20 protein-coding genes and 3 tRNA genes are annotated in these 23171 nt (G+C 48.0%); 3 read left to right on the top strand and 20 right to left on the bottom strand.

What is annotated here, in order from left to right:
• Positions 1-11 precede the first annotated feature (11 nt).
• The 9 genes from clpP to rsmD form a co-directional block, all read right to left on the bottom strand.
• The gene (clpP, locus tag HYX70_03030; protein ID MBI2798247.1) at positions 12-626 is read right to left on the bottom strand and encodes an ATP-dependent Clp endopeptidase proteolytic subunit ClpP; all 615 of its coding nucleotides are present in this window, start codon (positions 624-626) and stop codon (positions 12-14) included.
• 83 nt (positions 627-709) lie between these two features.
• Entirely contained in the window at positions 710-1984 is a 1275-nt protein-coding gene (tig, locus tag HYX70_03025; GenBank protein ID MBI2798246.1) for a trigger factor, read from the bottom strand.
• Between the two features lie 252 nt (positions 1985-2236).
• Positions 2237-2313: transfer RNA gene (locus HYX70_03020), tRNA-Asp, on the bottom strand.
• A 199-nt stretch (positions 2314-2512) separates the two neighbouring features.
• Positions 2513-2584, bottom strand: a tRNA-Trp gene (locus tag HYX70_03015).
• A 66-nt stretch (positions 2585-2650) separates the two neighbouring features.
• A complete protein-coding gene (locus HYX70_03010) occupies positions 2651-3091 on the bottom strand; it encodes a hypothetical protein (protein MBI2798245.1) in 441 nt (146 codons plus the stop codon).
• Positions 3092-3222: 131 nt separating this feature from the next.
• A complete protein-coding gene (locus HYX70_03005) occupies positions 3223-3930 on the bottom strand; it encodes a hypothetical protein (protein ID MBI2798244.1) in 708 nt (235 codons plus the stop codon).
• A gap of 83 nt (positions 3931-4013) precedes the next feature.
• Positions 4014-4415 carry an NUDIX domain-containing protein gene (locus tag HYX70_03000; protein ID MBI2798243.1) on the bottom strand — a complete coding sequence of 134 codons (402 nt, stop codon included), beginning with the start codon at positions 4413-4415 and terminating at the stop codon, positions 4014-4016.
• Between the two features lie 58 nt (positions 4416-4473).
• Positions 4474-4560, bottom strand: a tRNA-Leu gene (locus tag HYX70_02995).
• 9 nt (positions 4561-4569) lie between these two features.
• Complete coding sequence (rsmD, locus tag HYX70_02990; GenBank protein MBI2798242.1) at positions 4570-5094, bottom strand: 16S rRNA (guanine(966)-N(2))-methyltransferase RsmD; 525 nt, start codon at positions 5092-5094, stop codon at positions 4570-4572.
• Positions 5095-5123: 29 nt separating this feature from the next.
• Between rsmD and HYX70_02985 the strand changes: the two genes are divergently transcribed.
• Positions 5124-6536: an amidophosphoribosyltransferase gene (locus tag HYX70_02985; GenBank protein ID MBI2798241.1), complete on the top strand. Its 1413-nt coding sequence runs from the start codon at positions 5124-5126 to the stop codon at positions 6534-6536.
• A gap of 403 nt (positions 6537-6939) precedes the next feature.
• Here HYX70_02985 and HYX70_02980 read toward each other — a convergent pair whose 3' ends face one another.
• Both HYX70_02980 and recG read right to left on the bottom strand, forming a co-directional pair.
• Positions 6940-7698, bottom strand: coding sequence for a hypothetical protein (locus HYX70_02980; protein MBI2798240.1), 759 nt, complete (start codon positions 7696-7698; stop codon positions 6940-6942).
• Complete coding sequence (gene recG / locus HYX70_02975; GenBank protein MBI2798239.1) at positions 7698-9731, bottom strand: ATP-dependent DNA helicase RecG; 2034 nt, start codon at positions 9729-9731, stop codon at positions 7698-7700. The genes HYX70_02980 and recG overlap by 1 nt, the downstream gene beginning before the upstream one ends.
• Before the next feature lie 48 nt (positions 9732-9779).
• Here recG and HYX70_02970 point away from each other — a divergent pair, with 48 nt between their 5' ends.
• The gene (locus tag HYX70_02970; protein MBI2798238.1) at positions 9780-10292 is read left to right on the top strand and encodes a hypothetical protein; all 513 of its coding nucleotides are present in this window, start codon (positions 9780-9782) and stop codon (positions 10290-10292) included.
• Here HYX70_02970 and HYX70_02965 read toward each other — a convergent pair.
• Positions 10289-11467 carry a tyrosine--tRNA ligase gene (locus HYX70_02965; protein ID MBI2798237.1) on the bottom strand — a complete coding sequence of 393 codons (1179 nt, stop codon included), beginning with the start codon at positions 11465-11467 and terminating at the stop codon, positions 10289-10291. The genes HYX70_02970 and HYX70_02965 overlap by 4 nt on opposite strands.
• Before the next feature lie 60 nt (positions 11468-11527).
• Between HYX70_02965 and HYX70_02960 the strand changes: the two genes are divergently transcribed.
• A complete protein-coding gene (locus HYX70_02960) occupies positions 11528-14398 on the top strand; it encodes a transglycosylase domain-containing protein (protein MBI2798236.1) in 2871 nt (956 codons plus the stop codon).
• Here HYX70_02960 and HYX70_02955 read toward each other — a convergent pair.
• The 8 genes from HYX70_02955 to nusA form a co-directional block, all read right to left on the bottom strand.
• On the bottom strand, positions 14395-15120 hold the full coding sequence (locus HYX70_02955) for an ABC transporter ATP-binding protein (protein MBI2798235.1): 726 nt from the start codon (positions 15118-15120) through the stop codon (positions 14395-14397). The two genes, HYX70_02960 and HYX70_02955, sit on opposite strands and share 4 nt — an antisense overlap.
• Positions 15113-15829: an ABC transporter permease subunit gene (locus HYX70_02950; protein MBI2798234.1), complete on the bottom strand. Its 717-nt coding sequence runs from the start codon at positions 15827-15829 to the stop codon at positions 15113-15115. Before HYX70_02950 ends, HYX70_02955 begins: the two co-directional genes overlap by 8 nt.
• A gap of 59 nt (positions 15830-15888) precedes the next feature.
• On the bottom strand, positions 15889-17022 hold the full coding sequence (locus HYX70_02945) for a TRAM domain-containing protein (GenBank protein MBI2798233.1): 1134 nt from the start codon (positions 17020-17022) through the stop codon (positions 15889-15891).
• A complete protein-coding gene (gene radA / locus HYX70_02940) occupies positions 16907-18241 on the bottom strand; it encodes a DNA repair protein RadA (protein ID MBI2798232.1) in 1335 nt (444 codons plus the stop codon). The genes HYX70_02945 and radA overlap by 116 nt, the downstream gene beginning before the upstream one ends.
• A 125-nt stretch (positions 18242-18366) precedes the next feature.
• Complete coding sequence (locus HYX70_02935) at positions 18367-18675, bottom strand: VOC family protein (protein ID MBI2798231.1); 309 nt, start codon at positions 18673-18675, stop codon at positions 18367-18369.
• Positions 18675-19229 (bottom strand): NAD(P)H-dependent oxidoreductase, encoded by a 555-nt coding sequence (locus HYX70_02930; GenBank protein MBI2798230.1) that lies wholly within the window; start codon positions 19227-19229, stop codon positions 18675-18677. The genes HYX70_02935 and HYX70_02930 overlap by 1 nt, the downstream gene beginning before the upstream one ends.
• 7 nt (positions 19230-19236) lie before the next feature.
• Positions 19237-21702 (bottom strand): ATP-dependent Clp protease ATP-binding subunit, encoded by a 2466-nt coding sequence (locus HYX70_02925; GenBank protein ID MBI2798229.1) that lies wholly within the window; start codon positions 21700-21702, stop codon positions 19237-19239.
• 104 nt (positions 21703-21806) lie between these two features.
• Positions 21807-23063: a transcription termination/antitermination protein NusA gene (nusA, locus tag HYX70_02920; protein MBI2798228.1), complete on the bottom strand. Its 1257-nt coding sequence runs from the start codon at positions 23061-23063 to the stop codon at positions 21807-21809.
• Between the last annotated feature and the right edge of the window lie 108 nt (positions 23064-23171).

Below are 23171 nucleotides of genomic sequence, written 5' to 3'. Positions count from 1 at the left end.
TTTTGGCTTACTTAGTTTTGTGATTTCTTGTCGCTTACGACTGAATCTACCAGCCCATATTCCTTGGCTTCGCCGGCACTTAGCCAAAAATCACGATCACTATCAATTTCAATTTTCTTAAGATCTTGGCCGGTTTTTTTGGCTAAGATTTCGTTTAAGCGGTGGCGAATTTTTACAATCTCATTGGCGGTAATTTCGATGTCCGACGCTGTACCTTGGAAACCACCTGATGGTTGGTGAATCATAATTCGAGAGTTGGGTAGGGCATAGCGCTTGCCCTTTTTACCCACGGCCGCCAAAAATGCACCCATGCTGGCGGCCATGCCGACCACAATGGTGCTTACATCACACTTTACATGATCCATGGTGTCAAATATAGCTAGCCCCGCAGTTACACTGCCACCCGGGGAATTGATATATAGTTTAATGTCGGCTGTGGAGTCTTCACTCTCCAAGAACAGCATCTGGGCAATTATTAGGTTGGCCACGGTGTCGTCTACCTCGGTACCCAGAAAAATTATGCGCTCCTTAAGTAAACGTGAATATATGTCGTAAGCTCGTTCGCCAGCATTGGTTTTTTCGATCACGGTCGGTACTAATATTTGACTTCGAATACTATCACTCATAAGTGACTTCCTTTCTCCCCATCTAAAAGCTTCAACTATATACTTTACAATTTTCTAGCTCAAATGTCGATCAATGAAGCAAGCTACTGTTTGGCGTAGCCCACAAGCTTGGCAACAGCTTTTTGGGTCATCATGTGGTTTCGCAAGTCATCGCGAAAATGCCCATGAGTTAGCTCCTCTTGCATTTTGGGGTCGCTATATTGGCTGCGCAGTCGTTCCATTTCGGCATCGATCTCGGCATCGCTAACTTTAATGTCTTCTTTTTCTATAATGTAACGCATAAGAATGCCCAATTTAACCCGGCGTTCGGCCTCGGTGCGAAGTTCTTTTTTAAAATCGTCTTCGGTCTTATTCTGAATTTCCAGCCATTTTTTAAGATCCATGCCGCTGTTCTTTAGGTTGTCCTCGACCTCATGCTGCAAGCGGTGCTCATTGTCTTCGAGCAAGAATTCCGGCACATCGAACTTGGTTTTGTCTATTAACTCATCAACCACCTTATTCTCATACTCCTGCGCATTTTGAGCCTCTTTTTGAGCCTTGATGGTTTTTTCTATGTCAGCCTTAAGCTCTTTTAAGTTCTTGAACTTGCCTACATGGGTTGCAAAATCATCGTTGATCTCGGGTTTGATCATGTTGTGTATTTCGTGCACTTGCACACTGAATTCAACCTTTTGGCCAGCTAACTCTGTGGCGTGATAGTCTTTGGGGAATGTGACATCAAAGGTCTTCTTGTCACCCTTTTTAAGCCCGGCTAAGTTCTCTTCGAACCCTGGTATAAACTGCTTATCGCCAATTGTAATTGCGGCATCTTTGGCGGCCGCACCTTCAACCGGCTTGCCACCACGTTTGCCTTCAAAATCGATTTTTAGCTCATCACCATCTTTGGCCGGGCCCTCGCTGGGCTTGCGTTCGGCCATTTGTTTTTGCATGCCGGCTAATGTCTCCTCAACCTCTTTAGTCTCGGCTTTGACTTCTTTTGGCTTAACTCGCAGCTTAGTGTGGTCGAATTTAATCTCGGGCATGGTTGCCACCTCGGCCTCAAATTCTATTTCACTATAAGGCACAAATTTTTTGAGACTGATTTTGGGGGAGGCAATGGTATCGAGCTTTTGTTCGCGTACCGCGCGGGTGTAGGCATGCGTAATTACTTCTTCAATCACCTCGGCCTGGACGCGGTCATCGCCAATCTGGCGAATGGCTATATGATCGGGCGCTTGGCCGGGTCGAAAGCCATCAACTTTTAGATCTTTTTTGAGCCGTTTGAGCACAGCTTGTTTATAAGGGCTAATAAATTGTTCGTCGACACTTATGCTTAGAGTGATGCCGGTGCTGGATTTTTTGCTAATAGAATGCTTCATAACTGTGAAAGTATAACAGATTGGTTAAATTATTTCTAGCCTAAAATTCGAAAGGGCGCCCCCGCAGGGACGCCCTTTGGCACACCGGAGCGAAGCCTCGGTGCGTTTGAACCAGAGTTGAGCCGAAGCTCGCCACTAACCCCGCACAAGGGAAGGCGGCACCCATGGTTCACACTCGCTTCAGTCGGAGACAGGCCAAGTAGCTTTCCGGACAGTACTTGGCGCTAGTCCTTTCCTATTACGAGTGGTGCGTGGTCGGGGCCGGAATCGAACCGGCGAACCTTCAGCGTGATAAGCTGACGCTCTACCAATACTGAGCTTGCCCGACCGGGTGCGGTGGAACGGGCTCGGAAACCGTCCACCACGAAGCATTTTTACTTTTTATTTTACCCCAGGAGCCTCGGGCTTACCGTTTGGTGGCACATTTGGCAAAAGCACTCTTGAACTGCGAGTGCTCGCTTGCGCCTTACTAACCGGCAGGGGCCTTGGCATTATGGCCCGAGGATATATATTTTTATGCATTTTACGCGTGACTGGAGGGATTCGAACCCCCGCGCGGTGCTTTGGAGGCACCTGCTCTAACCTCTGAGCTACAGCCACTGGTGCTTGAGCTTGGAAGGCCCAGTACCGAGAGATTCTACTCCTTTTTAGCTTGTGGGTCAAGATCTACTTGCTAGCGCTGTATTCATCGGCTGCATCTGAGATCGCCTTCTTGTCGGCATCGGTCATCGCTCTGGTTTCCCCATGGTTGTTGAGGATGACCTCGGTGCCGAAACGCACCTGAATGTGGCCGTTGTCATACACGGGGCCAGCCTTGCCCAGCGTGAACCACCTGGACTTGCCGTCGACGACCAGTTCGTACATAGGGAACTGCTTGAACGCCCAGTAGATCTCCTCGTAGTAGAGCTCTGTGAGGGCCTTCAGAACCAGCACGGGGTCATCTTCCTCTTGCAGGACCTCGAGGATCACCGGCGCGCACTCGGCAAGCTTCTTGATGTTCGGTGAAGCCAAGTAGGCCTCGGCGGAAGCCCTGATCCTTCGCTTGAGCTCACCGAAGACTTCCATCTCTTCGTCGGTAAGCCCGCGTTCGTTTTTCGTTGCGGTCACTGTGACCACCTTCTTTCCTATTCACTTGTTCAGATTCGCTTCGGTCAGCGACAATTATCTAATAATTTATAAAAACATTAAACCATAAGCAACACGAAACCCCCGAAGGGGTTCCGCGACCCCCTCGGGGGCTAGTGCGCTGGGAGCTCGATCGACTCAAAGCCGTCTTGCAGAGCGAACTCCTCCATCTTGATGTGCCCAGGCACCCACACCTCAACCCCGCGGTTGGGGAATATGTCGCCACCCAGCTTCACCCTACCGAAGGTTCCCTGCCAGGCGGTGGCATATTTACCAAAGCGCTCTTTGGGTCCCCAAAACGGATCCACCTCGGCCCGCATCATTTCTACGATGTTGCTGTGCGGCACAAGGCACGGTGAGCTATGGCTGCCAACTTCGAGCATAGTGCCTCGCTGAAAGGTGTCTTCACCAAGGGGATTCTCGAAAACCATGACCGACCCAGGTGGCAACTTATCGAAATAGTCAATGCCATCGATCACCAAGTTCACCGCCATGCATTGGGCAACACCCTTCTTGAGCGTAAGCGATGGCTCACCCTTGCGCTCCGCTATAAGTCCAAGCTCGCTTATCAAACGCTCGATCTCGGCAAGCGAGACTGCCGAGAACTGGCGGTCATTCTCGCACCTATCCTTATTGGAGTAGCCAAAGTAGCGGGCAATTGGGCCGCTGCCGGCAGCACCCAAGCGACAGGTTTGACCGTAATAACTATCTCCCTCAATGCCGTCTAGATCCAGCTCCAAGAACGGAAACGGCTCAGACTTCTGTGCGTGGCTGACTCCGGTAAAGATCACCCGCGCTGTCTTTCGATACCAGAATCTCATGGCTTCTAGCCTCTCTGTTAAGGTGTGGATAGTGCAGCAATTATATAGATAAAAATAATTTCTTGTAATAAAAATTCTTACAGCTAAGCTGTGTAGAATCTTTTGTTTGTATAGCTATCTAGAATTTTCTGACTAGGGAAATAAATTGGTTTGGGCAGATCGTTCAGATCAAACCACCGCCACGCAGTAATTTCATCTGGCTCCATAACCTTAGGCTCGCCAGTAAATTTGGTCGAAAAAAGCCCAACTGTTACGAAGTGGGCTCCTTCCACACAATCATTATTAATGCTTATAACTTCAACTTCTTTTAAGCTAATGCCTGTTTCTTCTAGAGTTTCGCGCTTGGCACCATCCTCGAAACTTTCGCCAAAATGTAGCTTGCCGCCCGGCATAGTCCAGGTTCCGGCACCGTTTAGCAGGCTCGATGCTTTGGCTGGGTCATCGTGACGTTTGCCTAACAGAATCTTGCCGTCATTCAAGACCATTACCCCAAAGCCGACACCGATCTTTTTGGCCTCTATAGTTGCCTCCTCAATAAATGCTTGGTGCCGCGGGAGAGACTCGAACTCTCACGAGTGTTACCTCACTAGCTCCTAAGGCTAGCGTGTCTGCCAATTCCACCACCGCGGCGTGTTTTGATTAGTTTGGTGATAAGTAAGCTATTCGGGTGTCGCCATAAATCTTTTGCTGCACAACATTAAACTGAGAATCATCAATTTTGGTTTTACTCGAACAACTTAGTACCAATATGCCGTCTAATTGTAACAGATTTAGGGCCTGCTTTACCAGATCAAAGTTAAGCTCGGCATAAGGCGGATCAAAAAAGATAATATCAAACTTTTGCCCTGTCTCGACAAACTTTTCGACAGATTCCGTCAAAATGGATACCTCGTTGGATTCAAGGGTCGTGACATTCTTTTTTATCACCAAAGCGGCCTCTCGACTTTTGTCTACAAAGGTTACGCTGCTAGCCCCACGACTTAACGATTCAAGCCCCAACGCTCCGCTACCGGCATAAAGATCTAGTACCTTCGCCCCCTCAATTCGGTCAGCTAAGCTATTAAAAATAGCCGCTCGGACTTTTTCTGAAACTGCTCGAGTAATAGTTTGGGGCGGAAAACTAAGTTTTCGTCCTTTATATTTGCCAGAAACAATTGTAAGCATAACTACCTAGGTGTACAATTAATTTAACTATGGAGGGCTATACGGGCGACCGGCTCCAAGAAAAGTGCGGAGTAAGTGCCGTTTTTACAAACAACGAAACGGCCGCACGTTTGGTGTACTTTAGCTTATCAGCCCTGCAACATCGTGGTCAAGAAGCGGCCGGGATTGTTAGTAGCAACAGCGACGAGTTTTTTGCCCATGGCGCTGGCGGATTGGTGTCGCAGGTTTTTTCGGAGGCTCATTTGAGTAGACTTAACGGTCATATGGCGATTGGGCATAATCGCTATGCCACTTCTGGTAGTAAGCAAGATGGCCACATACAGCCAGTTTTGCGCGGTGACGACCTAATAGCCCTGGCTCACAATGGTAATCTACCCAGCACTACCAAGCTAATGAAGTTCCTAAAGCTTAAGAAGATCTACAAGCGCGGCAGCAACGATAGCGAGATGATGGCCGATGCCATTCGCTACTATATGTACCATGGCAGCAGTGCTGCCACCGCGATCAAAAAAGCTTGGCCCTTATTTACCGGAGCTTTCAGCTGTGTGCTGATGGATCATGACGGCATATACGCTTTTCGCGACAGTCGCGGTATTCGCCCGCTCAGCGTTGGCCGGCTGGGTTCTGGCTATGCCATAGCCTCGGAGACCTGTGCCTTCGATCTTATAGGCGCGGAGTTTATGCGCGATGTCTTGCCGGGAGAGTTGGTAAAAATCACTGGCCGCGGCCTAACAAGCTACCAAATCGAAAAGCCAGATCCCAAGCTCGAAGTGTTTGAGTTTATTTATTTTGCCAGACCCGATAGCCGTTTGCTCGGACAAACTGTTAACGAAGTGCGCCGTCGATTGGGCGAGAAGTTAGCCGAGGAGTCTCCGGCCAAAGCCGACGTGGTGGTACCTGTGCCCGACTCGGCTGTTCCGGCCGGGCTCGGGTTTGCTCGAGCAAGTGGCATCGACTTTGATCACGGCTTAATAAAAAATCGCTATGTGCACCGCACTTTTATTCACCCAACACAAGAGTTGCGTGAGCAAGCCGTAAGGATGAAGGTTAATCCGTTGCGCAGTACGCTTGAGGGTAAAGATGTGGTTCTGGTTGACGATTCAATAGTGCGCGGCACAACCCTAAGACAGCTAATTGGGATGTTGCGTAGCTGCAATGTTGGCAAAATCCACGTGCGCATAAGTTGCCCACCGATTATTTATCCGGATTTTTATGGTATAGACACACCCGACCAAAGCAAGTTGATATCGTCGCACAAAACTCCAGCCGAGATTGCCCAACTAGTAGGGGCAGATAGTTTAAGCTTTCTTAGCTACGAAGGCATGATCGATGCTATTGGCGTAAGTGAGGACATGCTGTGTACCGCCTGCTTTAGTGGTAAATACCCAATCGATATTATGGAACGAACGGCCGAGATTAAATCGATCTCAGTTATGGCTTAGTCTCTCTCCGACATTCGATTCTTCTCAGGCCGTTGCTGCGATCAGCAAGTGAGGCTAGCCAACAACGCTCTTGTTGCGAGAATTCGCTGGCTAGCAAACCGCGCAGCAACAGGAAGTTGTAGGCAGCCGAGTGCTGTTCGATCGTAAGCACAGGCCAAAGACTTTTGCTATCTTTTGGTCTTTCAAAAGATAGTCGGCTAAACTGCCGAAACAGTTTTGCGCTGTCCGCGCTGGACTTCTTTGTAGCGAAAAGTTGCCAAAGCTTCCAACATAGGCTCAAATTTAGAATCACAAGGCTGTATTTATCTTTCTGTTCTGCGACAGAGACGGCACTCGTGCTCGAGCAGAAGTGTTCATATAGCTTTGCTTTCTGATTCTCGAGTGTCGGAGAGAATGCAGTTGGTTATGGCTTAGTCTTAAGTTCGTGACCAGCCTCTGCATACGCCGCCACCCAGGCGGCAGCAATCAGCTGCGGAATGCGCTTAACTACCACGGCTTTCACGGCTTTGGCCAGGCTGACTGTCCAGCCCGAGCGCAAGAATTTCTGGTATAAATCTAGCTCCGCAATCGATCGCGATTCTTGTTTAACCACGGCCGGCAAGCCGTTCTTCTGGATGTTCTTGAATAGTTGAGGATCAAAATTAGCATGTATGGATCCAAACGAAACTGCCGAACTCACACCGGTTTCGAAAGCCACATGAGAGCGCATAGGGCCTTTGCGCCCGCCCCAAGCTAGCCACTTTTTGCGCCATCTTCCAGAATCTTCGTAGCCCGCCATAATCAACTTAAAACTCAAGTGGTGAGCCGGCGTAAGGCTGTCGGTAAGATAGTGCGCCATGTAGCCAGCCTCAAAAGCAGCTTTTTGGGTATCGCCTAGTTTTAGGGCGGTTACAAGGTTTTTGTAGTGCACGTCTATCCAGATGGGCAAGAAGCCGATCTCATTGATGGGATCCCACAAATGATCAGCGGTGTACTTGCCTTTAAACTTAAGCCCATCGGGTCCGCCCATGCCCTCGAAGTTTAAAATTTGTTTTCGAGTCGGAAATCCAGTTCCAATATAGGCCGAAGCTAGTCGATGAGCTTCTCGGTCGAACTTTTGATGGGTGCCGAAGGTTTTAAAGGCCTTGCCCTTGGTTGCAAATGTTAGTAAGCCTGAATTCATTATTCCAACGTTGTTAGAGCTTTTAGCTCGTCCACTCTCTTCATAATATAGGGGTATTTTACCATTTTATCCTGATCTAAAAAAGCTTGAGCTACCGCGTGCACCTCGGCGATGAGCTTGGCATCGGTAACGTCGGTCAGGCGGAGGTCCAGCTGGCCGTGCTGGCGAGCACCATATATCTCGCCTGGCCCTCGTAGTTCCAGATCAATCTGAGCAATTCTAAATCCATCATTACTGCGCTCGAGTGCGCCCAATCGCTTTACAGTGGTTGGGCTGTCTGAGTCGGTAAATAGATAACAATAAGCTTGCTGGCCCGAACGACCAACTCGACCCCGCAGCTGGTGCAGCGCCGCCAAACCAAACCGATCGGCGTTTTCGATAATAATTACTGAGGCATTTGGAATGTCCACGCCGACCTCGACCACCGTGGTAGATATTAGAATATCATATTTGCCGTTGCGAAAATCGGTCATAATACTCTCTTTCTCATCGGGCTTCATCTTGCCATGAAGAATCGCTAGCCTACGATGCGAGAATATGATTTTGTTTAATCGGTCTGCCTCAGCTGTCACGCTGCGTCTACCGCCAACATCGCTTTCATCAATCAATGGGCAGACTACAAATACCTGCTCGCCGGCTGCAATCCGCCCTTCAATGTGTTTATAGACTTCGCCTCTAACACTATCAAACACAACCTGTGTTTTAACCGGCTTGCGACCCGGCGGCAGTTCGTCGATCACCGAAATATCCAGATCACCATAAACAACTAGGGCCAGGCTACGCGGTATGGGTGTGGCCGTCATGGTTAGTACATGCGGCATGGTCTTAGCCTTGGTTTTTATGGCCCGACGCTGGTTTACACCAAATCGGTGCTGTTCATCGATCACAATTAAGCCCAGGTTTTTAAACTCTACCTTTTCGCCCAGTAGCGCGTGAGTACCTATAACTAAACCAATGTCGCCACTAGCTAGCTGATCGTGAATCAGTTTCTTTTCGGCGGTTTTTAGGGCCGAGATTAATAGTTCTGTTTTGATACCCAGTGGATTCAGCAACTTTTCGGCTGTCTTGGCGTGTTGGCGAGCCAAAATCTCAGTTGGCACCATTAAGGCAACCTGATAGCCGGCCTTAATTGCCTGAGCCGCGGCCAATAGCGCCACCAGGGTTTTACCACTGCCCACGTCGCCCTCGAGCATGCGATTCATGGGATGCTCACCCTCTAGGTCTTGAAATATCTGCCAAGCCACTTTGCGCTGAGCATCGGTTAGCTTAAAATCTAGCTGGCCCAGAATCTTTTCAACGTACTCGAGTTTAAACGAAACTTTGGGCGAAACCTCGGTTTTAATCTGACGTTTTAGCACTAAGCTGGTTAATATTAAGCTAAACAGCTCGCCAAAGGCTAGTCGACGTTTGGCTTCTTCGAGTTGTTGCGTTGATTCTGGTTGGTGAAGATTGCGAATGGCCTCGGCATAATTGGTGAGTTTGTGATCTTTTTCGATTTCAACCGGCAAATAGTCGCTCAAACTACTGCTCAGATCTATACATTGAGCCACAAGTTTGCGAATGATCTTAGAGGTTATGACTTTGTTCTCGGGATAAACCGAAAATATTCGCCCACCTGCCTGCTTGCCCTCAATTTTTTCGAATGTTGGGTTCTGCAAGCTCAAAAAGCTATTCTTAAACTCAAATACCCCAGCAAACAGATACTCCTCGTCGGGCTTGAGGGTTTGGGCTAGGTAGGGCTGATTAAACCAAGTGGCCTTAATAGTGCCAGTGCCATCGCTCAATATAGCCTCGGTAATGGCTAGGCGGCGGTTGCGAAATGAGCGCCGAGCGTGGATTGTCTCAACATGTGCAAGCAAGGCCACATTGCCCGGTCGAATGCTGCGAATTTTAGTAATCTTGCTGTAATCTTCCCACTTACGTGGAAAATAATTCAAAAGGTCGCCTATAGTTTCTAGACCAAGCTTTTGCAAACCCCTCTCCACCACTGGCCCCACACCAGTTAATGTTTTAACCGAATCAGTTAGCTTCATGCACATATTATCTCATACCAGGCTGGCATCTCTGGTATAATTTGACCAGTGAGTGATTTCGAGTACATCTGGAGCAATAAGGAGGCAAACTTTGGACCGCCCGTCCCAAAAGAAGTCAGTGGTGGTACGCACATTTCCATTGAGAACATTCCTAAATATCAAGGAAAGTACATCGCATTACGTCGTCCATATGCGATTCCAGGTCACGAAGTCCCACAAAAAGCTCAAAATAATTCAGATGGCCTGTTATATTTTATTCACAATCTGCCCAGATGGGGTGAAGATCTGGAAACTTATATTCATCGTGTGGTTCTTGAACAATCGGGCGTCAGTGTTAAAGAGTTCAAAGTTGCCCACTTGGAAATGGAGGTCTACAAGGATACTAATCAGTGGGCCTGGACCCCCTACACTTTTGTTGAACTAGAGGAGATGCCGGTACCGGGCAACAACGGTAACAAAATCACCGAAGTGGTGTCTTTTACCAAGAATTCTATTCCAGACGAATTCGGATGGTGGGAAAAAGAAGAATTGATCGACTTCCTAAATAAATATGACAGCTAGTTTTTCTTAACTATCTCGGCGTAGCGGCGTTTGCCGACTTGCAGTATTCCGGCTTTATTAACTTCAAAGCTAGGGTCGGCCATCTTTTTACCACCAAATTTAACCCCGCCCTGCCCGACAAGTCGCTTGGCTTCGGATAGGGACACACCGAAAACTTCGTGGATTAGGTTAACTAGCTCTGTTTTCTTCTTTAAGCTAAAAGTAGGAATGTCATCTGGCAGCTTGCCCTCACGAAATTGTTTGCTCCAGGCTTCTTCGGCCTTAACAGCTGCCTCCTCGCCGTGGTAGCGAGCTACAATGTGTCGAGCTAAGCTGGCCTTGGTATCGCGCGGGTTGTCGCCATTGGCTAGATCTTTCTCGATCTGTTCAATTTGATCTAGTGTCATATCTGTAGCGGCCTTAAAGTAAGCCGGAATCAGCTCATCGCGGATGGTCATAACTTTGCCGTACATCTCGAGCGGTTCGTCGGTAATGTAAATACAGTTGCCCCAACTTGTGCTCATCTTGCGCCCATCCGTACCTTCCAGTAGAGAAAATGTCATAACAGCCTGTGGTTCCATGCCGTGAGCCTTTTGAACAGTACGCCCAGCGAGCATGTTAAACAGCTGATCCGAACCGCCCACTTCCAGATCTGTTTTCATCTCGACCGAATCATAGCCCTGAAAGAGTGGGTATAGGGTTTCGTGCAACCCAACTGGTTTGCCGGCTTCTATGCGCTTGGCAAAGTTGTCGCGCTCAGTCATCTGTTGGATTGTAAATAAGCTAGCTAACTTAAAGAACTTGTCGAGATGCATGGGGTTAAACCAGCTACCATTATGAAACAGCTCGACCTTTTTCATATCTAGTATTTTAGACAGCTGATCGTGGTAGTCTTTGAAGTTTTTCTTAACCTCTTCGAGCGTTAACATCTGGCGTTCAGCGTCTTTGTCGGAGCTATCGCCTATTTGAGCGGTAAAATCACCGATTACAAAGGTGATTTTGTGGCCAAGATCCTGAAATTGGCGTAGCTTCCAAAGAGTTACTCCCCGGCCAATGTGTAATCTCGAACCAGTTGGATCAAAACCAAGTTTAATACGAAGTTTCTTGCCACTTTTGAGCTTTTTTTCGAGCTCTTCGCGGCCTATGATTTCTTCGACGTTTCGGCTTAAAAGATCATCGATATCAGGTCTGCTCATGAGTCACATTGTAGCAAATATAGCGTTTTTATACTATAATTACTCTCAACAAATACTCTTATGGCTAAGCGGAAAACCAGATTAAACGGCAACCGCCGCGTGGTGCGCATACCTCGCGGTAAAGATGGTAGTGGTGGCACTAACACTGCCGTGACACGAAGTGTGCGCAAAGTACGGGCTAACACGGTGCCCAAGGCCAAGGGTTGGGCCAAGCTTAACCCCAAGCACATGTGGGCTGTTGCTTCGAGTAAAAAGGCTCTCAAAATCTACGGCATTGCCGCGCTTTCTTTCTTTCTATTGATAGCTGGCATATTTGCCTGGTTTGCCAAAGATCTGCCTAGCCCCAACAAGATCAACTCCATAACCGGCGCCCAAACCACCAAGCTATACGACCGCACCGGCCAACAACTGCTAGTTGAAATATACGGCAACAAGGATCGCAGCATAATTGAATTTAACCAAATGCCCCAGTGTATTAAGGACGCTACAGTCTCACTAGAAGATAAGAACTTCTACAAACAAGGTGCGTTTAGCCCACTTGGTATCGTACGGGCGTTTTCCGGTATTATTTTTCGCGACCCCAGCAAAGGTGGCGGCAGCACCATAACCCAGCAATACGTTAAAAATGCTCTCTTAACCGGCGAGCGAAGCTACGCCCGCAAGATCAAAGAGCTGATTCTGGCAATTGAAATAGAACAAATATACAAAAAGGACGATATTCTTAAGCTATATCTCAATGAAATTCCTTACGGTTCGACAGCTTACGGAATTCAGGCGGCCTCAAAGCAATACTTTGGTATCGAGGCCAAAGATCTTAGCTTATCACAGTGCGCCCTGCTGGCCAGCCTACCCCAAGCACCATCTTATTATTCGCCGCGCGGCAACAACACCGACGAACTGATTGCCAAAAAGAATCGCGTTCTAGATCTGATGGTTCAGCAAAAATATGTCACTCCCGAACAAGCCGAGCAAGCCAAACAAATCGATGTATTGGCTCAAGTTAAACCGTACAATCCATATGCCAATGTAACTGCTCCCCATTTTGTTCAGTATGTGCGTGAGCAACTCGAGACTAAATATGGCGTAAAACAAGTCAACGAGGGTGGCCTTAAGGTAATCACCACGCTTGATCTTGAGAAGCAAAAATTATCTGAACAAGCCATTACTGATAACATGAAAGGGGTACGTGGTTTTGGTGGTAGTAATGCCGCGCTGGTTTCGGAAGATCCAAGTAACGGCCAAGTTTTAACTATGGTCGGTAGTTACGATTATAACAATCAAGACTTTGGCTCATTCAATGTTGCTACGGCTCTGCGCCAGCCGGGTTCGAGCATTAAACCGATCGTATATTCAAATTTACTTAAGAAAAGCTATGGCGCCGGTACTACTCTGTACGATGTTAAAACCGACTTTGGCGGCGGCTATTCGCCCAGAAACTATACGGGCAATACCTATGGAGTAGTCTCTGTCCGGCAAGCTCTGGCCAGCTCTCTGAATATCGATGCCGTAAAGGCCTTGTACCTTGGTGGTATAAACGAAATGATTGGTACGGCCAGAGACATGGGTATAAACACTTTCAACCGGAGTGCCAGCGATTACGGCTTGAGTTTGGCTCTTGGCTCGGGCGAAGTTCGTCTGGTTGACATGGTTAGCGCCTTCAGCACCTTCCCTCAGGGCGGGCAACATCGCAATCAAGTTTATGCCTTAAAAGTTACCAACTCCAGCGGCAAAGTTTTGGAGGATAATACCAAGCCAGATAGCAACAAGCCCAAGCAAGTGCTTGACCCCCAAATAGCCTATATGATCAACAGTATTTTGAGTGATAATTCGGCTCGTTGTAGTCTAGGCGCTTTCCAATGCAACAACCCCCTAACACTACCCGGCCGGCCAGTGGCCGCCAAAACCGGCACCACCGAAGACTTTCGTGACGCCTGGACCATGGGCTACACTCCCAAAGTAGTAACAGGCGTCTGGGCTGGCAACAACAACAACTCCCCCATGACTCAAGCTGCCAGTATTGTGTCGGCACCTATCTGGCGACAATACATGCAGGCTGTCACCAAGAATGACCCAGTTGAACAGCTAACCGCCAGCCGGCCTACCGGCATAAAAGACATTACAATCGATGCTAACACCGGTAAGGCACCAACGGCTGCCACTAAGAAAACTCGAACCGATGTCTTCCCGAGTTGGTATAACATACCAAAGGCCGACAACACCCAAAGCGCTACTATCGATACAATCTCGGGCAAATTGGCTACATCTTGCACGCCAGAATCTGCCAAAAGACAAATCTCGGGTGCCCTCATAACAGCCGAGGTATCTCCAAACGATCCAGCCTTTAACAGATGGAACCCACCAGTCCAAGCCCTGGCTCGGTCATTGGGGTATGACAGTGGTGGCGCTATTCCTACCGAAAACGACAATGTGCATGATTGTGGTGACGCCAAACCACAAGTTTCACTTTCGGTTAGCCCGTCAACCGGCTCCACCTTCACCATTACTGCTGGTGTTACTAGCGGCCGCTACCCAACCACTAAGATAACCTACTATCGAGATGGAGCTGTCTTGAGCGCTCAAGGACTTAGTGGCAGCACTACCACCAGCATTACCGATACCCCGCCAGCTGGCAACCATAGCTACAGTGCGGTTGTCGAAGACAGCGCGCTATATAGCACTAGCAGCAACACGGTTTCGGTTACTTCGACTGGTGACTCATTGGGTTTTAAACTAAGTTGCTCCATACCGTCGTGCACCTTGGCCAAGCTAGGCGGCGGGACAATAACAAATGCCTTTTTGTTTGTTAATGGCGGCTCAGCAGCTGGAAATCCCAAGAGCGGTACTAACTCCGTAAGCTGGCCTGGATCATACACCAACCCCAGTTGGCCCGCCGAGGCTCGGGTTGATGGCCAAACAATTCCTAAAAGTTAAATAAGATTAGTTACATTATCAATAATTCTATAGGCCTCTGAGCTGCGTAAGTTGCGTGGCCTGTTTAAGTTATTAGAAATTATTTTCTTAATCCGCCCAGGGTCATGATCCATTACCACAATTGTGTCGGCCAGCTCCACGGCCTCTTCTATTAAATGGGTTACCATGATTATTGTTTTGGCTGGTTTTTCGACCCGCCATATCTGCAAAAGATCTTGGCGTAAAGCTTTAGCCGTAATTTCATCGAGGCTACTAAATGGTTCGTCGAGCACCAAAACTTCGGGGCTCACCGCCAGTGCCCTGGCAATGCCAACCCGCTGCCTCATGCCACCCGATAGCTCTTTGGGGTGGGCATTAGCAAAACCACCCAAGCCCATGCGATCAATCTGGCGATGGGCAATATTGGCAATTACTTGCGGTTTTTGGCCTTGCATTTTTAAGCCAAAGCCAATGTTGCTGGCCACATCGAGCCATGGGAACAAGGCAAAGTTTTGGAATACAAAGCCAACAGCCTTGGGCATGCCCAAAATCGTTCCACTCGACGGCTTTTCTAAACCCGTCAGCACCTTTAACAGGGTAGACTTACCGGCTCCTGAGGCACCAACTATACAAACAAATTCACCCGGATGAACCTTTAGGTTTATGTTGTGCAAAATCTTGTTATTTACGCCGTTCTGGGTAAATGTTTTGCTTATGTTCTCTATCAAAATTTGGTCAGTCATTTTGATACCTCGAACTATAGTTGAGTAGTGGTAGCCAAATCACCTGGTTGAATATGAATATCAAGAACAGATACATAGTTATTGCCAATGTCAACGTCAGCACGTTCCCGCTTGCGCCCAGACCATTCAAATAGTGCCCAATCCCAGCAATTTGGACAATAATCTCAGCCCCAATTAATGCTTCCCAGGCCTCCCCCCAGCCAATAATCGACCCTGTAATAAAGCTAGGGAAAATCTCTGGCAAGCGAAAGTGCAAAAACCTGCTTACGCCCTTGGCTCCGTAAATAGTAGCGGCATCGGCCAGGTCTTGGCGTTCAGTCTTAATGGCGGTTATAAGTGTAAATACAATCGGCCAGATTATGGTGACAACCAAAAACGTTATCACCACCCAGCGTGTCCTACCAAATAGTACTAGTAACACCGGTATAAGCGCAAAGGTCGGAAAGCTTTGGGCAACATCTAGAATCGGTAAAAAAAGTGATTCTAAAATCTTGCTACGAGTTATGCCCAAAGCCAATGCCAATGCGAGTATGGCCGCAATAACATAGGCAATAGCCACATTAATTGCACTCGAGACAAAGAAATACAAAAACTGCGGCCAATTAATTGACCCTGTCTGAGCCAATATAAATAGAATAATTAAGATTGTGGCTATAAACACAAAACTTATGAGTATGTGTCGCCGGGCGGCCTTTGGACTTGATTGCAACCTATGAGTATGTAGCTTATGTGAATACCACATAAGCTTATTATACCGTTTTTGGGCTATTATTTATGGCTGTTTGTTGGTCGATTTTTGGAGCTAGCCTTTGGCGGTTTTGGCGCTTGCCCAGACTGACCGTTTTTGACTTGGCTTTTGGCGCTCATGGGGGTTGCAAATATCATCTTGCCAGCAACAGTCTGAAATATCCTAGTGACCTCTGTCTTAACCTCTTTGCCTATTAGTTTATCGCCGTTTTCCACAACTATCATGGTGCCATCTGGTAGGTAGCCAACGCCCTGATTCTTCTCTTTGCCCGGCTGAACTACTTTAACCAGCATTTCTTCGCCCGGCAAGACCACGGGGCGGATAGAATTAGCTAGCTCATTAATATTCAAAACTTTTACAGATTCGATGGTTGCAACTCTATTAAGATTGTAGTCGGTTGTTAAAATGTCCGTGCCATAGCGCCGAGCCAAGTGCACCAGCTTGTGATCAACCTCCTTAACATCTTTGGGGTCTTCTTCAACAATATCAAGTTCTACGCTCGGGTTTTGCCGCATCATGTTAAGCATCTCTAGGCCGCGGCGGCCGCGACTGCGGCGCATGGAATCCTCGCTGTCGGCAATATTTTGCAGTTCGGCCAGCACAAATCGCGGCACCAAAAGCTTACCAGGTACAAAGCCAGTTTTGGTGATGTCGGCAATTCGACCATCAATGATTGCACTGGTGTCTACCAATATTTGGCTTTTGGCTTTTGTTTGATCGCCCTCGGTTGGTGACTGCTTTTTGCCAAACTTTGGCAAGAGCTGACTTAGGTTGTTGTGTTGGGAGTAGAACACAAACACAAAAGTGAGCGCCGAGAGAGCTGTAACAGTTATTGGCAAGACATTACCGTAAGGATCGGGCAGGCGCGATAGCGGCACCGAAAATAGCGCGCCCACTAATGAGCCGGTTACAAAGCCAATTATCACTAGTACAAGTTTTTGTGGCTTAAGCTGCAACAGTTTAACTGCCAGGTAAGCAAACAAGAGTACCGCTAAAGCTACAGCAATAAATATAATCACAGGGAGACAGTCCTTTCTGTTATTTTTTAGAGATAAGCTTGATCGCCTCGACGATCGATTTGGCGCTGTGTGCTCCGACAGACCTGATCTGCGGCGGCACAATGGCCTGGCTAAAGCCAAGTTTTTTGGCCTCAGATATCCTACGGTCGGCCATGTGGACAGAACGGACTTCGCCGCTTAAACCCACTTCGCCAAATACCACAGTTTTAGAATCTATAATGACATTTTTACTTGCCGAAGCAATGCTCAAAATAATTGCCAGATCAATTGCGGGCTCGGTAATCCGTAGACCGCCTACGATGTTAACATAAATGTCGCTCGTGCTCAAGTTGATGCCGCCACGCTTAGTTGCTACTGCCGCTAACAAACTTAGCCTATTTAAATCAATGCCTACAGCCGAGCGTTTGGGGTAGCCAAACACGCTTGGGCTCACCAAGGCCTGCACCTCAACAAGTAGGGGTCGGCTGCCCTCCATGGTAGCGAATATGGCACTACCAGGTGCCTGTGAACGCTCTTGCAGTAGGTGCTGGCTTGGGTTACCTACGGCTTTTAGACCCGAGTCTGTCATCTCCAGTATTCCAACCTCATTAGTACTACCAAACCGGTTCTTTACCGACTTGAGTACTTTGAAGGCTCCGTATTTTTCACCCTCAAGATACAGTACTGTGTCCACTAAATGCTCGAGCAGGCGTGGTCCGGCCAAGTTGCCCTCTTTGGTTACGTGGCCAATGATTACAAAGCTCGTATTGGTACTTTTGCCAACATTCATTATGGCAGCCGCGGCATTGGTGATTTGGCTAACAGTACCAGCTGCCGAAGCGCTCAGGCCAGTGTTCATGGTCTGTATGGAATCCAAGACTACCAAGTCATAATCGCTAGCTTGCACGCTAGCCAATACCGAGTCGAGATCGGTACTGCTTACAAAGTCAAAGTTAGGCTTAATGCCTTTTATGCGATCAGCTCGCATTTTAATTTGGCCGGCCGACTCCTCGCCGCTCACATAGAGTACCGACTTGTTTTTACTCAGATGTGCCGCTACTTGTAGCACCAATGTACTTTTGCCAATACCTGGGTCGCCAGCTAGCAAGATTAAACTTCCCGGCACAATGCCGCCACCCAAAACCGTATCGACCTCACTTAGGTCGGTGCTAAAGCGAGCTTGTTTTTGACTGCCGACAGCACTGAGCTTTGTTGGCTTAATTGGCTTGGCACTAGTTTTGCTACCCCCTATTGGCATAGCTATAGCCTCTTCGACTAAACTATCCCACGCACCGCACTGCATGCACTTGCCACTCCACTTAGAGTAAGTGGCGCCGCAATTTTGGCATACAAATTGACTGGTTGGCTTGGCCATAAGCATCTATTGTTCGAGCAAAGCGAGAACTATGGCAAGGTAGTTCTCGGCAAGTCTCGAACGATAACTTCCTGTTTACTTTTTTTAGTATACTACAATCCATTTATACGAACAATAAGCGAATGTCATCTCTTTACAATTTGTATGTGAATCCCATCGGGACCATCTACCATATCAGAGTCGTAGACCTTATACCCTAACTTGTTTAAATGAGCTATAGTTTCTTCGAAATCCCCCACACTAATCGCAATGTGATTGACCGTCTGGTCGGTGTTGTTGCCTTTAAATATAGCAAGTTTTTGTTTGCCAATTCGAAAGAAAACCTCATCGCCATACGTGCCATCAACTTCTAGCCCAAGGTCTTGAAAAAACTTCTTAGCTTTACCTAGATCACTTACATAGATTGCTATGTGGTCTATAGACGTTGGTCTCACTAATTGTAGCCCTTAAACAGTTCTGTGGTTTCTACAAGCCTTTTAGCTACTCCCTCTACACGTTCCTTGATTTTTTTGTTAGTAAGCTCAAAGCCGTTATCGGTTTCTTCAAAATCTTCCTCGGTCGCACAGACTTGCGAAGGAAGACCGATTGCATTTAAGCCTCGGGCCACTATCCTTAGCTGATCTATCGGCTGGGTTGTGCGGTTGCCGCCCTGGGCGCCAAAAGCCATGGGTTTACCGGCAAATTGTGCAATTGCTAAGTTGTCTAAGGCGTTTTTAAGCTTACCCGAATAAGAATTGTGGTAGACGGGGCTCAAAAGCATAAAGCCATCGGCCTCGTTGGCTTTTTTGGCTAGCTCAACAACTTTTGGATCAGGATTCTTCAATGGATCCTTGTGAAACTCGGGGTTGGCAGGCGGCAAATCGAGTTCAGCTAAGTCTATTAGTTCAACTTCACCATCCTGTTTCTTAATTTCATTAGCTACTGCCTTGGCAAGAGCAACTGTGTGTGATTTTGGCCGAGCGCTGCCCGACAGTATTAAAATTTTCATTTTGCTATTATACGCCAGCAGCGACTTTGAGTTCGACTTCGTCGCCTTTGGCCGAGAGGGCCACGGTATCGCCCGGCTTAATAAAGCCTTCTATCATCTCGGTAGCAATGCGGTCTTCGATGAGTCTTTGAATCGCTCGGCGCATGGGGCGGGCACCGTTTTCGGCATCGTAGCCCTCTTTAAGAAGGAGCTTTTTAAGAGGCTCGCTGAATTTAGCACTAACCTCTTTAGATTCTAGGCGAGCTCGCAGGTCGTTGAGCTGCAGGTCTATAATCTTACGAATGTCGAGTTTACTTAGAGCCTTAAAGATCACAATGTGATCGATGCGGTTTAAGAACTCCGGTCGGAAACTTTTCTTTAGCTCTTGCTTAATGGTCTTTTGCATGTGCTCATGAAACTTCTCGAGCTTCTTTTCTTCGGCAATGGTATCGGTAGCAAAACCAATGCGAGCCTCTTCGTGTAATTGCTTGGCACCAACGTTGCTGGTCATGATTATGATGGTGTTGCGAAAATCCACCTTGCGGCCTTTGGCGTCTGTCAGCTGGCCATCTTCTAGTATCTGCAGCAGCATGTTAAACACATCGGGGTGAGCTTTTTCGATCTCGTCGAACAGAATTAGGCTGTAAGGTTTGCGCCGAACTTTTTCGGTTAGTTGGCCGCCCTCGTCGTAACCCACATAACCAGCTGGTGCGCCCACCAGCCTAGACACATTGTGCTTTTCCATGAATTCACTCATATCGACCTTAATCATGGCATCTTTATCGTGGAACAACTCTTCGGCCAAAACTCGGGCTAGCTCGGTTTTACCCACGCCTGTGGGCCCTAGGAATATGAAGCTACCGATTGGTCGGTTGGCGTCGGCGATGCCGGTGCGCGAGCGGCGAATGGCCTTGGCAACGGCTTCGACGGCCTCATCTTGGCCAATCACATTAGCTTTTAGATTGGCTTCGAGCTTGCGCAAAGCCTCGGTTTCGAACTTAATAAGTTTGGTAATTGGAATACCGGTGCTCTGAGAAATAACTGCGGCCACATCTTCGGCCGTAACTGTTACGCTGGCTTTATTGAGAGTAGCAGTAGCTTTATTGATCTTTTGCTCGAGCAGACTGGCCTCGGCCTTGAGTTTGGCGGCATATTCGAAATCTTGGTTGTATACGGCGTCATCGATTTTGCTCATAACATCACTTAACTTGCCATCTAAGCCTTTGTCTTTTTTGGTGCTGGTACCGCGCTTAATGCGAGCTTGAGCCGAGGCCTCGTCGACTAGGTCGATAGCCTTATCGGGCAAGAACCGGTCGGAAATATAGCGTTTGGCCAGCTCAGCCGCTTGTTTAATAGCCTCATCGCTAATTTTAACTTGGTGAAACTCTTCGTAGCGCGGTCGCAAACCTTCAAGTACCGCAATGGTTTCTTCGAGCGTGGCCTCGGGCACAACCACCGGTTGGAATCGGCGCTCCAAGGCACTATCTTTCTCGATATATTTACGATACTCGTCGAGCGTGGTGGCGCCAATGGTTTGAACCTCGCCCCGAGCTAGAGCCGGCTTTAATATGTTGGCAGCGTCTATTGCCCCTTCGGCCGAACCAGCACCTACAACGTTATGCAACTCATCAATAAATAATACGACCGTTTCGTCGGAGGTAGCCTCGTCGATTACCTTCTTGAGCCGCTCTTCAAATTCACCGCGAAATTTGGTGCCAGCAATTATAGAAGCCATGTCGAGCATCATAATGCGCTTACCCAACAGCATGTCGGGCACCTGCTCATCAACAATTCGCTTGGCCAGCCCTTCAACAATAGCGGTTTTGCCTACACCTGGCTCGCCTATTAGAACCGGATTGTTTTTGGTACGGCGATTCAAAATTGAGATCATTCGCTCTAACTGGTTTTCGCGACCTATCATAGGATCGAGCTTGTCGTCGCGGGCTTTTTGAGTTAAATCAATCGCAAAATGATCAAGCGCTGGGGTTTTGGTGTTGGTTTTAGCCCCAGTTGTAGCAGTAGGCCGGCCATCTTCTTGTTGGTAAGTCTGTGAGCTTAGATAGTTCTCTACCTCGGCTCGAATATCGTTAGGATTAATGCTGATCTCGCGCAAAATTGTGTTGGCCCGGGAGTTTTTTTGGCTAACCAGCGCGTACAGGAGGTGCTCAGTGCCAGCATAGGGGTGATTAAACTGCTGAGCCACTCGCAGAGCCAGAGCCAGGGTCTTTTTGGCGGTTTCGCTTAAATCAATTAACTGTGGCGTGGTACTAGACACGCTACTGAACGTATCGAGCTTGATTTTGTCTAAGCTTACACCCATGTCTGAGAGCATGCGCGCTCCCAAAGATGTGTTGGTGCGCAAAATGCCCAACAGCAAGTGTTCGGTACCAACATAGTGCGAGCCCATACTAAGGGCTAGCGCGCCGGCGTTTTCTAAGCTTTTTTTAGCGTTTTGAGTAAACCGATCAAACTGGCTAGGGAAATTATCTTGCATACTTCTTATCCTTTCTATATCTTACCACTTACAATCTGTTTTTTAAGCTAAATTCGAATATTTTGTTTGCGGGCTAGGGTGCGAGATTACTGGAGTTTCAAAAACTACTTTTCTTCGGTGGTTTTGGGCTTGTCGGTTTTTTCTGCTTTTTCTTCGGCTTTGTCGGATTTTGCACTTGTTTTGTCTTCAGTAGTTTCTTTTGGCTCTTCTGCGGCCTTGTCTTTTTCATCACCGGCTAGACTAGCAATTAGCGATTCTTCGAGATCACCAGTGCGCTTAGGCTTGGGCTGGTCTTGATCTTCGGTGGCTTCGGCTGTAGCCTCTACGCCGGCCTCGTCGGCACCATCGATATCGACATTCCAGCCGGTTAGTTTAGCAGCCAAGCGCACATTTTGTCCGGCCTTACCGATCGCTAAGCTCAGCTGATCTTCCGGAACCTTTACCAAAGCTTTTTTGCTATCATCGTCGGTCTTTACGCTTATAACTTTGGTGGGACTAAGCGCGTTGGTAATGTATACTGCAGGATCCTCACTATAAGCAATAATGTCGATTTTTTCTTCGCCCAAGTCAGCCATCACCGCCTGAACGCGAGTACCACGGCCACCCACAAAGGTGCCAACTGGATCCACACCCTCAGCATTACTCTTTACAGCTATCTTGGTGCGCATACCAGCCTCGCGGGCAATACCGGCAATCTCAACCGTGCCGGCCGCGATTTCGGGCACTTCCATCTCGAACAGTTTGCGGATCATGTCGGGGTGAGTTCGGCTAACTACAATCTGTGGACCTTTTTGAGTTTGTTCGACTCGCACCACATAAACTTTTATGCGCTGGCCTGGATAATACTTTTCGCTATCAATCTGATCGTTCGGGAACATTATACCCACGGCTCGACCCAAGTCGACATAGACATTGCCATTCTCGGCTCGTTGCACCACAGTATTAATAATGGTGCCCTCTTTGTCTTCGAACTCATTAAAGATTACATCGCGCTCGGCCTCGCGAATGCGCTGCACTATTACCTGCTTGGCAGTTTGAGCGGCCACGCGGCCAAAGTCTTTGTCATCGACTTCAATCTCGACCGTGCCTTCGAGCTTGGCGTCTGAATCAACTTTCTTGGCTTCGTCTAGACTAATCTGAAGATGGTCGTTCTCAACCTCTTTTGCAACCTCTTTGGTTACAAAAATTCGCATGGCACCACTACCGCTGTCGAGCACTACGCGCACCTCTTGGTCGCGATCACCAAAGTCCTTTTTGTATGCAGCAGCCAAGGCAGCCTCGATGGCCTCGATTACCATGTCTTTACTTATACCCTTTTCTTCGCAAATCTGCTCGATTGCCAATACAAATTGGTTGTTCATGTTTTTCTATCCTTTCATTTGCTTGTTGTCCTAACGTTCAGCTGCAGATGAAATACGAGGCAAGAGCGAGGAGCAAACCGAGACGTAGATTACCTACGCCGAGGGCGC

This window comes from Candidatus Saccharibacteria bacterium (assembly GCA_016191105.1).
GTDB lineage: Bacteria > Patescibacteriota > Saccharimonadia > CAILAD01 > BJGX01 > JACPPH01.
Note: the sequence above shows the minus strand (reverse complement) of the source record. Positions and strands in the feature narration are given on the sequence as shown.